Origin of the sequence: Sporosarcina ureae (assembly GCF_029267015.1) — a bacterium.
In the GTDB taxonomy this organism is placed as follows: Bacteria; Bacillota; Bacilli; order Bacillales_A; family Planococcaceae; genus Sporosarcina; species Sporosarcina ureae_D.
In genome coordinates this window covers 34,134-47,276 of record NZ_JARIEA010000078.1, presented here as the reverse complement: position 1 = coordinate 47,276, position 13,143 = coordinate 34,134, and the positions used below count along the sequence as shown (strand labels likewise).

Sequence of the window (13,143 nt, the reverse complement as noted above, 5' to 3'; positions counted from 1 at the left end):
TATACTACAAGATTACTTTTACTTAATCAACTAATTAGAACTTAACGACCAACACAACCAGCCTGATATGTATGGTTATTTACGCTCTAGCTTATGGAGTTTAGAAAACTCTATACATGAAGTCTTTTATTTAAGAAAAACAAGGTACGGGCAAACCGTACCTTGTTTTATCTATATAGAAAGATTAGTCGACGATTTTAGCGCTGTCAACAAGTAGTTGAACTGTTTTGTTGAAACGAAGATCGTTTTCAAGTACAGATGTGCCACCAAGAGTAGTCTTGATTTGCTCAACGTCCATACCGAATTGCTCAGACATCTTTTCAAGTTCTGCATTAATATCTTCTTCAGGTACTTCAACATTTTCAGCAGCACCGATTGCTTCAAGTGTTAACGAAACGCGTACGCGGCTTAGTGCGTCGTCCTTCATTTGGTCGCGAAGTGTTTTCTCATCTTGACCAGAGAACTGGAAGTAAAGATCCAAGTTCATGCCTTGCATTTGTAGACGTTGTTCGAAGTCCTGCATCATACGATCCGTTTCTGAATCGATCATCGCTTGTGGAATTTCCATTTCAGCGTTGCTTGCAGCCTGTTCTACTAGATCGTCACGAAGAGCTGTTTCAGAATCATTCTTCTTCACTTCTTCAGCTTCTTCTTTCAACTTCGTGCGTAGCTCTTCTACTGAAGAAACGCTCTCGTCGATTTCTTTCGCTAACTCGTCATCAAGTTCAGGAACTTCTTTAGACTTGATTTCGTTAACTTTTACTTTGAATGTAGCGGGTTTACCAGCTAGTTCAGCAGCATGGTATTCTTCAGGGAAAGTGATTTCAATATCCTTTTCTTCTCCTGTTTTCATGCCTACTACTTGTTCTTCGAATCCTGGAATAAATGAACCAGATCCAACTTCAAGTTCGTAGTTTTCTGACTGTCCGCCTTCGAATGCTTCGCCATCAGCGAATCCTTCGAAATCGATTGTCGCTGTATCGCCTTCTTCAACAACGCCGTCTTCTTTGACTACCATTTCTGCTAGTGCTTCTTTACGTTGTTCAAGCTGTGCTTCAACTTCTTCGTCTGTTACTTCAACTGATTGACGAGTCACTTCAAGACCTTTGTATTCGCCAAGTTTCACTTCTGGCTTAAGTGCGATAACTGCTGTGAATACAACCGGCTCGCCTTTTTCTAACTTTTCGATGTCAATCTCAGGTGCAGCGATTGGATCTACATCTGCTTCGTCTACTGCTGCAGAGTATGCTCCAGGTAGCACGATATCGATTGCATCGTTGTAAAGTGATTCTTCACCGTACATTTGGTTGAACATTTTACGTGGCATTTTTCCTTTACGGAAACCAGGTGCTTGTACTTTCTTTACTACTTTTTTGAATGCTTCATCAAGTGCTTCGTTGAAACGTTCTACAGAAACTTCAAACGTAAGTTTCCCTTCACTGCCTTCTAATTTTTCCCATTTAACTGTCATATGTATGACCTCCAAATCATTTGCAATACTTTTATTTTTATTTTAATCAATTATACCTTCGCATGACTGTATCTAAATTTTTTCTGTACTTCCTAAAAAATCTTCGACACTCCTTGAAGGCTTTACCTGAATCAGCTCATTTTGTTGTGCCTATTACAAGCGACAACGTTACTGAATACAGATAAGCAGTTGACAACCATTTTAGTATAACATAGTCTATTCATCTTTCAAGAATTAATCACTGTTAGCTTTCCATTTCTTCATCCACCGAACGTATGAACGTTAGCAATGAAGATTCCTCTGTCAGCTTACCGTATAATAACTGCTTCGTATACGCTACATAGGCGCCCGCCACCTCTTCCGCTGTATAAGGACCCCAGTGGAACGGAAACAGCAACACACTGTATTTCAATATCAAATTCACTACTAGCTCACTCGCTGTAGGATCTTTCTCAAATTGTGCCTTTGCAAGAAACTGTACTTCCCCAATGAATTGATCTTCTTCTGGGGACACGAGTCTCGATGGATTCGTCTCTGTCTCAAAGTGATACTTGCGAATAGCTAACGTTTCTTGATATCCCGTTTGCTGCAGTAACAGTAACGCATATGTTTTCACTACAGGTAATGTATCCTCTGCTTCAATGACATCCACCAACAGCGGAATATACGGTTGTAGTTTCTGATGTTGCAACGACAATAAAAATTCTTGTTGCTCCATTGATCCCATTTTATAAAAATGGCTACTTGTAATGGAAGGCTCCTCAATAGAAGGTTCCTCATAGCGCTCGGATAAACGCCCATTTAATTCGCGTAAATATTGAAACTTTTTCAAGCTGCTTTCTGGAATCATTTCCTTTTCCAAAAGACCTTGTATCGTCAGCTCCACTTCATCGTATTGCTGGAGTTGGATCGAAATCGAAAGATAAAGCTCGAGTAATTCTATGTAATCGCCTGCCTGATTTTGCATAGCAAGCAAGGCAAATTCTTTCGCTCGTTGATATTCTTTCATTTCGTATAAGGAAATGGCCAGGCCATCGAAAACCGAATAATCTTCCGGATCAATTTCCAATACAGATTCAAAATGGCTGATCGCATCTTCATGCAAATCACGATCCATTGCCTCTCTACCATCTCGGTGAAGACGCTCGAGTGTTCCAGGAAAGACTACCATATTTCCTTTTCTAATGACTTGTCTACGCTTCTTTTGCACTGTACTCACCTGCCTGCTTTGTTACTTTCACTATATCACAGCATTCTAAACCGATTCCAGCTTGACGCAATGAATGAAGGGAGACGGTTATACTGACGACTGATCCGCCACATACCACTTTCGCTCGTCCACTTTGCAAATAACAGGTCGGTCTGAAGTGGTGCCAATGTATTCTCCGTCAGTGTGGCAACCTACCATTCGATCAGGTTCAATGATGAACGTATCACTCGTATAAGTAGAAACTCCCTTTAACCTCGTATGACTTCCAGTAAAGACGGTTAAAAATACGGCGAGGAATTTCAGCGTGGATATGGAATGAACGACTGTCAGCTCAAACTCCCCATCGTCATAAATAGATTGCGGTGAAATTTTCATGCCGCCACCGTAATATTTTTGATTACTCACTGTGATCATCCAGACTTTACGGAACATACGAATATCTGAGCCTATTTGGATTTCCGCGTTAAAAGGTTTGAAAGCTAGTAAACTCTTTGCTACCGTCAATGCATACACTACGCTACCTAGCTTCCATTTATTCAATGTCTTTTTAATAGTAGATTGACTAGCTGCCAGTGAAATATCCGCATCCAAACCAAATCCACTATTACTCGCAAAATAGCGTTGATGAACAGTGTCTAATTGAACCGATCCAAAGTCTACCGTTTTTCTCTTAATCGGTTTGATTGCGATATAGTTTTCAATTTCCTGCAAATTAGTAAACGCAGGAAATTCCCTCGCGAAATCATTACCCGATCCTGCTTTCATGACCCCGACGGTTACATGAGGATAGCCTACCACCCCATTTAGCACTTCGTGAATCGTGCCATCTCCGCCTATCACGATAAGCAACAATGACTCAGAAGTTTGTCCAGCCAGTTGCTTTGTCAGTTCTATCGCATGACCACGCCGCTCTGTCAGATGAAATGAATAGTTAATATTCTTCCGCAGGCTCGCCCACACTTTAGCCCCTTTACCGTCTCCAGCCTGTTCATTGATAATGAAATGCACTTCCATGTGTACCGCCTCTTTCGAAAGCCTTTTCATCATAGTAGCAGACTGCCAAAAGACATACTAGCCAATTTATTAGACGATTTGATACTTCACTTGTAGACTTGCGCTGATCGTAATAGTACCGGATTCGATCGGCGTGCTACCTGTATCCGCCATGGCCATCGCACGAAATGCAACTGGCTGAGACGTATGCTGTTCTTCAATTTTCATTGGAATCGGCTTATTTTGTAATTTCAATGAGGTACCGATTGTAATCATTTTTGTTTCAGCGTCTGTAAGGGCTAGCGCCAAAGCTTGTTGGTATCGATCATCCTGATACTGCATCGTGAATTCAATACTCCCCACTTGATTGACACCATTTTTGACCGCAAGATCGACTAGTTCACCGGTGCGTGACAGTTCGTTGCTTGTAATCCGGATGGAATTGATTACTTCGTAGCCTTGAAATCGCTGTTCGCCATTGACGTATTCATAGACTGGTCGAATTTGAAAATCTATTGTTTGAATGGACGATTCTTCAATTCCTACTTTTTGCAGTGATTGGATGACTTGATTCATACGATTAGCATTTTCTTGTTGGATATCCTTGAGTTCCGTTCCTCTTGTTGTAACAGATAACACCATATGAACCGTATCAGGTGAAACTTTCACCGCACCTTCGCCAAAGACAGTAATAGTTCGTGTTTCTTGTTCGTTATACATACAAAACACTCTCCTTTTTTACAGTACTATCATTTCTATGCAACACCATTAGCTATTCATACTTCATTTATGGCTTAATTACTCGAACGAGAACAAAGACTTCATCATAACTTATAGGAAAACAGTTTAGGGGGGGTTCCCTATGAGTGAAAATGAAAAACAGATTGCTAAATTGGCATTGCTTGGTGAATCCATCGGCTTGTTCGGCCAAGCGATTACAACATTAGCTGCCTATCTCGCATTGGAAGAAGAGGAGATTGAAGAAGATCAATTGGCTAAAATGCAGGAACAAATTGATTTTTTGCTGAATGAGATTACTACGATGAAGAAATAAAGAAGAAAAGAGCTGAATACGAAAATAATCAGCTCTTTTACAACTTTATATGCAATTTCGTAAGATTATTTTAAACGTCACTCCGCTAGATAGCTTTACTAGATCGATAGACCCCTGATGTTTCTCAGCAATCTCTTTAACAATGGATAGTCCTAAACCATGAGCACCAGCCTCACCTTTAGTAAACGGCGTGAATAGTTGGTCTTTAATAGAAGAATCGATAACCTGCCCATCATTATGAAAATAAAGTACAGCCTTGCCGTCTTCCTTTACACACCGGATCGACAGGAGCTTATTTGCATATTTCATTTGATTATCTAGCATATTTTCGATGAGTATTTCTAATTCATGTTGATAGCCAATAACCGTCAACTGTTTAGCAAGTTGCAAATCAATCGTTAAGCCAGATCCGTGTACGTTTAGATTGGTGACGACTTGTTCAATCAATTCATCCAACTGGACAAGCTGGATATCTTGTCCGGATTCCAATTGTTGTGCATTGGATTTCGCGATGAACAGTAGATCTTCTACTCTATTCTCAATTCTAATTGCTTGATTAGTGATGGTGTCTAATGTTTCTTCTATCGTTCCTTTCGGATAAATTCCGTCTTTTGCAGACTCTGCATAGCTAGAAATAATCATAACGGGGGTCTTCAGTTCATGTGAAATGTATTGCAACATGGACTGCTGGGCTAAATCTTTTTGTTTTAAATTATATTTCATGGCGGAAAAAGAGGAAGCCAGATCTTGAATATCTGCGTCTTCAGTTTCTAGTACAAGTTCGGTGTCCCAATTCCGCGTATCAGTCTGCATAATATATTGTTTTAATTTATGGATATTATGATAGAGCTTATTCGTGATCAATCGTGTAAGTAATACAGATAGAATAAAGATGAAGACGGTAATAGCTAAAAACCACACTAACATTTTGGGAAGTATTTCGCGGTAGATGTCTTTTACAATAGAATACTTGTACACCTTTTCTCCGTTTTCATAATCCAAATCAATTTTATATAATAGATACTTCCCATCGATCTTCTCCCTATATACTTCACTTTCTTTCATCTGCTCAACTGATTGATCGAGTATATGTTCCGCTGTCAGCTGACCATGAATGGCTTCCACTATATCGATACTGTGGGCAGTCACACCTAAAATCCATTCATTATATACACCTCGTTCTTCATTCTTTTCATACGTATATTCATCAATGATGCGATCTTCAAATATCTTCCCGAAATAATAGTATGACCAAAAGTATACGATCGCGACACTAGCAATACTCATTAATGTAATGAATACGGCCAGTAGAATAGTCATCTTTGATGCAAGCCACGTCTGACGTTTTTTCATATATTGCACCGGTAGCCAAAACCGTAGATGGTTTCGATATGAAAGTGAGGCATCTTCTGACGAATTCTTTTAATGTAATTGTCTACCACTCGTTCACTACCAAAGTAATCTTCTCCCCAAACTTGCTGGAGTAGCAACTCTCTAGGGATTGCTGCTTGATTATGTTTCACAAAAAATTGAATGATATCAAATTCTCGACTTGTTACATCCAGCCCCTGACTATCCAGCAAAATCATTCTTCGTTTTTCATCTATTTTATAAGGACCCACTTTTATAAGTTCCGTTTGATCTGTTCTTGATGTAGTTTGCAAGATTTTCTTCACGCGCAACACTAATTCTGCTGGCAAAAAAGGTTTAGTTATATAGTCGTCACAACCAATTTCAAATCCGATCACTCGATCTATACTCTCACCTCTTGCAGATATTAAAATTACAGGGGTATTGTCATTGAGCTTTTTAATTTCCTTTAATAATTCAAATCCACTACCATCCGGAAGCATGATATCCACTACCCAGCAATCCACATGTATAAGGAGTTTGTTTTGAGCTTCTTGCAAATTAGTGCACGACAAGACATTCCAACCATTCTTCTCCAAATAAATGGAGAGTACTTGCAATAGATCTTGTTCATCTTCAACTAGACAAATTGTTTGCATCTCGCTCTCCCCTTTCGTTTTAAATAGTACTTTAAGTATACAATTCTTCTATACAAATGTAGAGCCATCCTTTCCGCTGACATAATTAAACACATTTCGCACATCAACGAATACATTTTCATGAAAAAATGTACATATTCACTCTCTATCATAGGAAACAGATCACTTGATGCAAGAAGAAAGTAAGCGCATACAAGACTATGAAACAGGGAGGTTTACTATGGAAAAGAAAAAGTTCAAACTACCCACGGCCTTTACTACATTGCTCATTATTACATTCGGTATTGCATTTTTGACGTTTATTATACCTGCTGGTGAATATGCATACAACGAAGACGGAACACCGATTGTCGGAACATACGAGCAAGTAGAATCAAATCCTCAAGGTTTGTGGGATGTTTTCTCCGCACCCATCAACGGATTTTTTGATGCAATTGATATTATTATTTTCGTCCTAGTTCTTGGTGGTTGTTTAGGTATCGTATTTGAAACGAAAGCAATCGATGCCGGTCTATCCAAAGTCGTGTTTTCCTTAAAGGGACGCGAGAAATTAATGATCCCCATTTTAATGACAATTTGTGCAATCGGCGGGGCTACTTATGGGATGGCGGAAGAAACGATTGCGTTCTACCCAATTGTCGTTCCTATTCTTCTATTAGCCGGTTACGATGTCGTTACAGCGGTCATGGTCATTTTCCTAGGAGCTGGAATTGGTGTAGCGGGTGGAATTACTAATCCGTTTTCAGTTGGTATCGCTTCGAATTTAGCAGGTATTTCAATAGGCGATGGAATCTTTCACCGATTATTGCTCTTTTCATTGTTCCTCGTATTCGGCATTTTCTTCGTGATGCGTTATGCGGCTAAAGTAAAAAGATATCCAGAGAAATCCATCGTATTTGATATCAAAAGTAAAGTGGAAGCGCCTTTTAAAAAAATCGATCCAAATGATGTGGCAGATCTAACAGGAAAAAGGAAAGCAGTACTAGCTGTATTTGGCAGTTTCTTTCTCATCATGATTGTGGCACTCATTCCGTGGCAGGATAAGTTTGGAATTTCATTATTCAACACATTGCATGACAAGATCCAACAAACCCCTGTACTCGGTGTAGTTTTAGGACATATTAGTCCACTCGGAGAATGGGGGTTCGGTGAGTTAACAGTTTTATTCTTCCTTGGCTCTATTATCATCGGAAAAATGTACTCGTATAAAGAAGATGAAATCGTCCGCTTGTTCTTAAATGGCGCAAAAGATTTGATCAGTGTTGCACTCATTCTAGCAGTAGCAAAAGGAATCTCTGTAGTGATGACAAACGGAATGATTATAGGAACTATCTTGAATTTCGGAGAACATCTATTAGCAAATGTTAGTAGCTCTGTTATTGCACCTCTTGCTTATTTGTTATATATACCGCTAGCATTTCTGATTCCTTCATCATCAGGGCTTGCCACAGCGACCATTCCGATACTGGCACCGCTCGCAGACTTTGCAGGCGTGGACCGATCGTATATTGTAACTGCGATGCAAGCTGGGGCTGAAACGATGAATTTATTCTCCCCGACACAAGCCGTTTTAGTTGGTGCCTTGACGTTGGCGAACATTCCATATGAACGCTGGCTGAAACATATTATTCCATTCGTACTTGGTATTATATTGATCACGACTGTCGTATTAGTCACGTTGTCTATTATCTAACTTATAGGAGGAGTTCATATGAACAAAATCTCAATTATCGGAGCAGGAAACGGTGGCTTAACGGCCGCTTATCATTTATCAAAACTTGGACATAGCATTTGCCTATATGATTCACCGGAGTTCGACACACAAATTACTGCGGTTAATAAACAGGGCGGCATAAAAGCACTAGCAGAAGATCACGGAGCCGAAATGATGTTTGCTGGTTTTGAGAAAATAGACTATGCAACAACTGATATTAAGGAAGCAATGGAATTTGCGGAAATGATTATCATGATTTGTCCTTCATTCGCACAGGAACTGTTGTTTAAACAAATGCTCCCCCACTTACAAGATGGACAAATCGTTTTTGTACTACCTGGAAACTATGGCGGATTAGTCTTGAATCGAATGAAAAACGAATCCGAACAGAAAGATGTCAATATTACATTTGTAGACGGTATCAGTATTCCTTGGGCAACGCGCATAGTTGAGCCAGGCGTCTTGACCATCATGGGACTGAAAGAGTTTTTATCCGTCAGTATTTTCCCCGCTGAAAATGCGACGAATGAAGTGAAGCAACTGATTACGGAATCACTACCTGTTCCCGTTGAGTTTTTGGACAATCCAATAGTCGCCGGATTAGAAAATATCAACTTTGGTGGACATCCCTTATTAACGACATTAAATATGGGGCTGCTTGAGAATTTTGACGGTGATTTCAACTATTACAGAGACTGCTGTAGCCCAGCTACCGCCAATGCCGCAGCAAAAATGGATAAAGAACGATTAGCTGTTGGAGAAGCTCTTGGATTTTCATTGAAGACTGAATTAGAAGCGATGAATGCCTTGTATGGTTCAAACTATGAAACGGTTTATGATTTCAATCGTGACTCCACAACACATGGCAAGATCAATAGCGCACCGAACAGCTCTAAAAACCGATATGTAACAGAAGATGTACCCTATCTTCTCGTTCCATGCTTCGAATTAGCGCAGGCAGTTGGTATACGTGTACCTATCGTAGAGTCTTGCATCCATATTGCTTCCGCTTATAATGATACTGATTATTTTAATACGGGCAGAACATTGAAAGATATGGGTTTAACTGCAGAAGAATTAAAAAAAATCATAAAGTAACTAGCGAAAACACCGGATATCCCTACTGGATGTCCGGTGTTTTTTTGGTTTATATCGTTTCAAATAATTAGTAGGTCATTAAAAAAAGCCCTCGATCTAGTACGACCGATGAGCTACGAATACTCGTGATTATATTAAAACGTAATGAATCCCTTTTGCACGGCGAATCCACCTAATGTAAACAAGGCGATGACAACGAGTGTAATGATGAATAATCGATTATTTCTGTCCAAGACGTCACCTATTTCTCTATCGGATAGATTATATTGCTAGTGACTTCATTCTATCCTATCAAGTTCTGAATAAGCAATCTAATCTTCAATCAATTTCTTTCTTTAATTGATTTAAAAAAACTACCATGAATTCATGTCGTTCTTCCGCCAGCCGTGTACCTTCTTTCGTTACCATCAACTCTTTCAATAATAGTAACTTCTCATAAAAATGCGTAACCGTAGCCGTTTCTTTCTTGCGGTATTCTGACTCTGACATATCCATTCGTGCTTCTTCTTGCTGATCATAGAGTTTTCTACCACGCGCACCTCCAAATGCAAATGCACGCGCTATTCCCACTGCACCGATCGCATCCAAACGATCAGCATCCCGAACGATGGCTCCATTAATCGAAGTGAGTTCTTTTGCGTTGCCTCCACTGAATGAAACACTTTCAATCGCAGACAGCACTTGATCCGTAATCGATTGCGTCGCACCTATTCTTGCAAGCAATTCCTCAGTCGTTGCCTCATGCATCTTTTCATACTTCGTATCTTCGACATCATGTAACAGAACAGCTAGTTTAACGACTAGTTCATCAGCATCCGGCTCTGTTATTAAGATTTTCTCTGCATTTTTCATTACGCGGTCAATATGATCGAGATCATGGCTTGCATCAAATTTATTATAAATCCCTTCGACTTCCGATCTGCACTTCGCTATCATTTCTTTCATTGAATCCAACCCCTTTTTTATCGTGTAAAAAGGAAAGGTTGCCAAGGTGGCCCCTTTCCTTTTGTTATATTCAGTGTACATTATTTCACATAACTTGTCAGATAGCCGTACCCTTTAGCTTCCATCTCGTCTAGAGGTACGAAGTCTATCGCTGCGCTGTTTATACAATAACGTAATCCACCACGATCTTTAGGCCCATCAGGAAAGATATGACCAAGATGACTATCACCTGCACGACTTCTCACTTCAGTTCGCACCATATTGAAACTTTTATCTATATGTTCCGTCATAACTTCTGGAATGATTGGCTGCGTAAAACTCGGCCAACCACATTGCGAGTCATACTTATCCGCACTTGAGAATAAGGGTTCTCCTGTAGCGACATCTATATAAATGCCGTCTTCAAATGTATCCCAGTACTCATTCGAGAATGCCGCTTCCGTATTGTTGTCCTGTGTCACTTGATACTGAGCTTTCGTCAATTTCTTTTTCAATTCTTCATCGCTCGGCTTCGGATAGTCCGCAGCGTCAATTACAGACGGAATGTCTTGATCTTCAAGTGTATCGAACTCTACATGACAGTATCCATCCGGATTTTTCTCTAAGTAATCTTGATGATATTCTTCTGCCAGAGTATAGCTCGTTAACGGCTCTACTTCTGTAACAATTTTATCATCATAACGCTCTTGTTCTGTCGCAACAACTTCATCAATGATTATTTTGTCGTCGGGATTCGTATAATAAATACCTGAGCGATATTGTGTACCACGGTCATTTCCCTGTTTATTCAAAGATGTTGGATCCACAATCATGAAAAAGTGCTCCACAATTGTTTTCAAGTCTGTACGCTCTGGATCGAATTGCACATGCACTGTTTCCGTGTGACCTGTTTTACCTGTAATGACTTCATTGTATGTCGGGTTTTCCGTTGTGCCGTTCGCAAAGCCAGACGTTACGTCATACACGCCATATACTCTTTCCATATACGCTTCCACGCCCCAGAAACACCCTCCAGCCAAATAGATGTCCTGAAGTTTTTCTTCATCAAATGTTAGATCTTCGTTCGGATTGGCTGGATACTTAGAATCTGACGAAGCAGTCAGTGAACCTAGACTAGTGGATGAATCTGAATTTCCTATGCCACATCCTGCGAGCAGCAAGATGCAAACTAAACTAAGTATACATTTCAGCTTCATAATAAAGTACTCCCCTCATTAATTAATTTGTGACATAGCATCGATAATTTGGTCATTCGATAAGTGTCCTGGTTGTGAGCGAACTAGTTTTCCTTTTGTATCAATGAAAGCAGACGTTGGATACCCTTTCACGTTGAAGTCTTGCACTAGGCTGCCACCATCATTTAATAACACCGGCAAATCGTCTACATTTTGAACACCTTTGAACCATCTTATAAAGTCATCATGTTTCTTTTCATTATTATAACCAGGTGCTACTACAGTCAGCACTTCGAAATCAGTAGATTCTCTAGCTAGTGTATTCACTTCATCGAGACCTGCTAGACAGATAGGACACCAAGAAGCCCAAAACTTTACATACACTTTCTTGCCTTCATAATCCGCAAGACTGACGGTTTTTCCATCAAAGTCCTGTAAAGCAATGTCATTCGCGCTACTCGCTGTATCAGAAGACGAACAAGCACCTAAAACGGCAACAATTGCCAATAACATAATGAACTTTTTCAACATGGTGAATCCTCCTTTTCCCTATTCATACAATTAGTATAAAATAAATACATGGTACAACGTATGGAATAAGACTTGGAAAAACTTTAAAATGAGGGAATACCGACATTTTCCGACAAAAAATAGTTCTTCATCTATAACTGTTGACAATTTGTCAACAAGCATTTATTATTTTGAGAGCGAAGATATATTTACGTTGTCTTGGAAAAAGGAGGGATAGTATCATGTCAGAAGGAAGCCTTGGTTTGACTATAGGGCAGTTATTGCGTGATGTGTTAGATGAACGTTCATTGTCCATGCGTAAACTAAGCGAACTTACAGATATTGATACTGCGACGATCTCCCGAATCATTAACGACAAACGAAAAGCAACACTCGATCATCTGGAGAAATTTGCGACGATTTTAGACATCCCATTAGCAAAGCTACTTCAAGCGGCAGGTTATCCAGTTAATCAAAAAAACACAAAACGGTCAGCTTATGACGAAACCATTCAACAACTGGTTGATACATCAGAACTTCTATCTGCGGATATCTCCATTGAAAAAGTAGAACTCCAATTGACAGGTTACGAAGCGTATGTCCAGACGAATGAAGGAAGAGAAAGAATTTTACATGACTTTGATAAGAAGTTAAAATTGGCTGGCGGAGTAGGTCCATTCGTCGATCAAATGAAGGAATTATTTACACGGTTCAAAATGCAAGATGTTGCAAAACGTGATCTTGCCATTATCGGTAGCGCATTATTGTATTTTATCGTTCCGGTTGACGTCATTCCCGATTATATATTCGCGGTCGGGTATGTAGATGATGCGATAGCAGTTCAAATTGCTTCAAGCGTACTAACAAAAAATTCATAATCTGATGAGTAGGTGGCACTATTGGAAAACAGAGAGACAGAAAAGCGTCGTAAGAAAAAACTTAAAAGAAAATATAAACGTGTAAT

The 13,143-nt window shown here is 39.7% G+C and carries 13 protein-coding genes; 4 read left to right on the top strand and 9 right to left on the bottom strand.

Features of this window, described 5'->3' with window-relative positions:
- Nucleotides 1-184: 184 nt before the first annotated feature.
- The 4 genes from tig to Q7P97_RS13825 all read right to left on the bottom strand — a co-directional run bounded on the left by tig (nt 185) and on the right by Q7P97_RS13825 (nt 4,394).
- On the bottom strand, nt 185-1,471 hold the full coding sequence (gene tig / locus Q7P97_RS13840) for a trigger factor (RefSeq protein ID WP_303969933.1): 1,287 nt from the start codon (nt 1,469-1,471) through the stop codon (nt 185-187).
- A gap of 244 nt (nt 1,472-1,715) precedes the next feature.
- The gene (locus Q7P97_RS13835) at nt 1,716-2,681 is read right to left on the bottom strand and encodes a tetratricopeptide repeat protein (RefSeq protein ID WP_303969931.1); all 966 of its coding nucleotides are present in this window, start codon (nt 2,679-2,681) and stop codon (nt 1,716-1,718) included.
- An 87-nt stretch (nt 2,682-2,768) separates the two neighbouring features.
- Entirely contained in the window at nt 2,769-3,695 is a 927-nt protein-coding gene (locus Q7P97_RS13830; RefSeq protein ID WP_303969929.1) for a diacylglycerol/lipid kinase family protein, read from the bottom strand.
- 69 nt (nt 3,696-3,764) lie between these two features.
- Entirely contained in the window at nt 3,765-4,394 is a 630-nt protein-coding gene (locus Q7P97_RS13825) for an SIMPL domain-containing protein (protein ID WP_303969927.1), read from the bottom strand.
- A 142-nt stretch (nt 4,395-4,536) separates the two neighbouring features.
- On the opposite strand from Q7P97_RS13825, the gene Q7P97_RS13820 reads away from it, so the two are divergent.
- Nucleotides 4,537-4,728, top strand: a complete 192-nt coding sequence (locus Q7P97_RS13820; RefSeq protein WP_303969925.1) for a hypothetical protein — start codon at nt 4,537-4,539, stop codon at nt 4,726-4,728.
- A 45-nt stretch (nt 4,729-4,773) separates the two neighbouring features.
- Here Q7P97_RS13820 and Q7P97_RS13815 read toward each other — a convergent pair whose 3' ends face one another.
- Both Q7P97_RS13815 and Q7P97_RS13810 read right to left on the bottom strand, forming a co-directional pair.
- A complete protein-coding gene (locus Q7P97_RS13815; RefSeq protein ID WP_303969923.1) occupies nt 4,774-6,081 on the bottom strand; it encodes a sensor histidine kinase in 1,308 nt (435 codons plus the stop codon).
- Nucleotides 6,078-6,737, bottom strand: a complete 660-nt coding sequence (locus Q7P97_RS13810) for a response regulator transcription factor (RefSeq protein ID WP_303969921.1) — start codon at nt 6,735-6,737, stop codon at nt 6,078-6,080. Before Q7P97_RS13810 ends, Q7P97_RS13815 begins: the two co-directional genes overlap by 4 nt.
- A gap of 220 nt (nt 6,738-6,957) precedes the next feature.
- Between Q7P97_RS13810 and Q7P97_RS13805 the strand changes: the two genes are divergently transcribed.
- Nucleotides 6,958-8,430 (top strand): YfcC family protein, encoded by a 1,473-nt coding sequence (locus tag Q7P97_RS13805; RefSeq protein ID WP_303969919.1) that lies wholly within the window; start codon nt 6,958-6,960, stop codon nt 8,428-8,430.
- 18 nt (nt 8,431-8,448) lie between these two features.
- Nucleotides 8,449-9,549, top strand: a complete 1,101-nt coding sequence (locus Q7P97_RS13800) for an NAD/NADP-dependent octopine/nopaline dehydrogenase family protein (RefSeq protein WP_303969917.1) — start codon at nt 8,449-8,451, stop codon at nt 9,547-9,549.
- Between the two features lie 318 nt (nt 9,550-9,867).
- On the opposite strand, the gene Q7P97_RS13795 is transcribed toward Q7P97_RS13800, so the two are convergent.
- The 3 genes from Q7P97_RS13795 to Q7P97_RS13785 all read right to left on the bottom strand — a co-directional run bounded on the left by Q7P97_RS13795 (nt 9,868) and on the right by Q7P97_RS13785 (nt 12,200).
- Nucleotides 9,868-10,494 (bottom strand): HD domain-containing protein, encoded by a 627-nt coding sequence (locus Q7P97_RS13795; protein WP_303969915.1) that lies wholly within the window; start codon nt 10,492-10,494, stop codon nt 9,868-9,870.
- 80 nt (nt 10,495-10,574) lie between these two features.
- Complete coding sequence (msrB, locus tag Q7P97_RS13790) at nt 10,575-11,690, bottom strand: peptide-methionine (R)-S-oxide reductase MsrB (protein WP_303969914.1); 1,116 nt, start codon at nt 11,688-11,690, stop codon at nt 10,575-10,577.
- Between the two features lie 18 nt (nt 11,691-11,708).
- Nucleotides 11,709-12,200 carry a redoxin family protein gene (locus tag Q7P97_RS13785; protein WP_303969913.1) on the bottom strand — a complete coding sequence of 164 codons (492 nt, stop codon included), beginning with the start codon at nt 12,198-12,200 and terminating at the stop codon, nt 11,709-11,711.
- Between the two features lie 221 nt (nt 12,201-12,421).
- Between Q7P97_RS13785 and Q7P97_RS13780 the strand changes: the two genes are divergently transcribed.
- Nucleotides 12,422-13,057, top strand: a complete 636-nt coding sequence (locus Q7P97_RS13780; protein WP_303969911.1) for a DUF1232 domain-containing protein — start codon at nt 12,422-12,424, stop codon at nt 13,055-13,057.
- Nucleotides 13,058-13,143: the final 86 nt, after the last annotated feature.

Excerpts from the sequence above, each read along its gene's own strand:
- tig (WP_303969933.1), bottom strand. The coding sequence starts at position 1,471 with ATGACAGTTAAATGGGAAAAATTAGAAGGCAGTGAAGGGAAACTTACG.
- Q7P97_RS13830 (WP_303969929.1), bottom strand. The coding sequence starts at position 3,695 with ATGGAAGTGCATTTCATTATCAATGAACAGGCTGGAGACGGTAAAGGG.
- Q7P97_RS13825 (WP_303969927.1), bottom strand. The coding sequence starts at position 4,394 with ATGTATAACGAACAAGAAACACGAACTATTACTGTCTTTGGCGAAGGT.
- Q7P97_RS13820 (WP_303969925.1), top strand. The coding sequence starts at position 4,537 with ATGAGTGAAAATGAAAAACAGATTGCTAAATTGGCATTGCTTGGTGAA.
- Q7P97_RS13815 (WP_303969923.1), bottom strand. The coding sequence starts at position 6,081 with ATGAAAAAACGTCAGACGTGGCTTGCATCAAAGATGACTATTCTACTG.
- Q7P97_RS13810 (WP_303969921.1), bottom strand. The coding sequence starts at position 6,737 with ATGCAAACAATTTGTCTAGTTGAAGATGAACAAGATCTATTGCAAGTA.
- Q7P97_RS13805 (WP_303969919.1), top strand. The coding sequence starts at position 6,958 with ATGGAAAAGAAAAAGTTCAAACTACCCACGGCCTTTACTACATTGCTC.
- Q7P97_RS13800 (WP_303969917.1), top strand. The coding sequence starts at position 8,449 with ATGAACAAAATCTCAATTATCGGAGCAGGAAACGGTGGCTTAACGGCC.
- Q7P97_RS13795 (WP_303969915.1), bottom strand. The coding sequence starts at position 10,494 with ATGAAAGAAATGATAGCGAAGTGCAGATCGGAAGTCGAAGGGATTTAT.
- msrB (WP_303969914.1), bottom strand. The coding sequence starts at position 11,690 with ATGAAGCTGAAATGTATACTTAGTTTAGTTTGCATCTTGCTGCTCGCA.
- Q7P97_RS13785 (WP_303969913.1), bottom strand. The coding sequence starts at position 12,200 with ATGTTGAAAAAGTTCATTATGTTATTGGCAATTGTTGCCGTTTTAGGT.
- Q7P97_RS13780 (WP_303969911.1), top strand. The coding sequence starts at position 12,422 with ATGTCAGAAGGAAGCCTTGGTTTGACTATAGGGCAGTTATTGCGTGAT.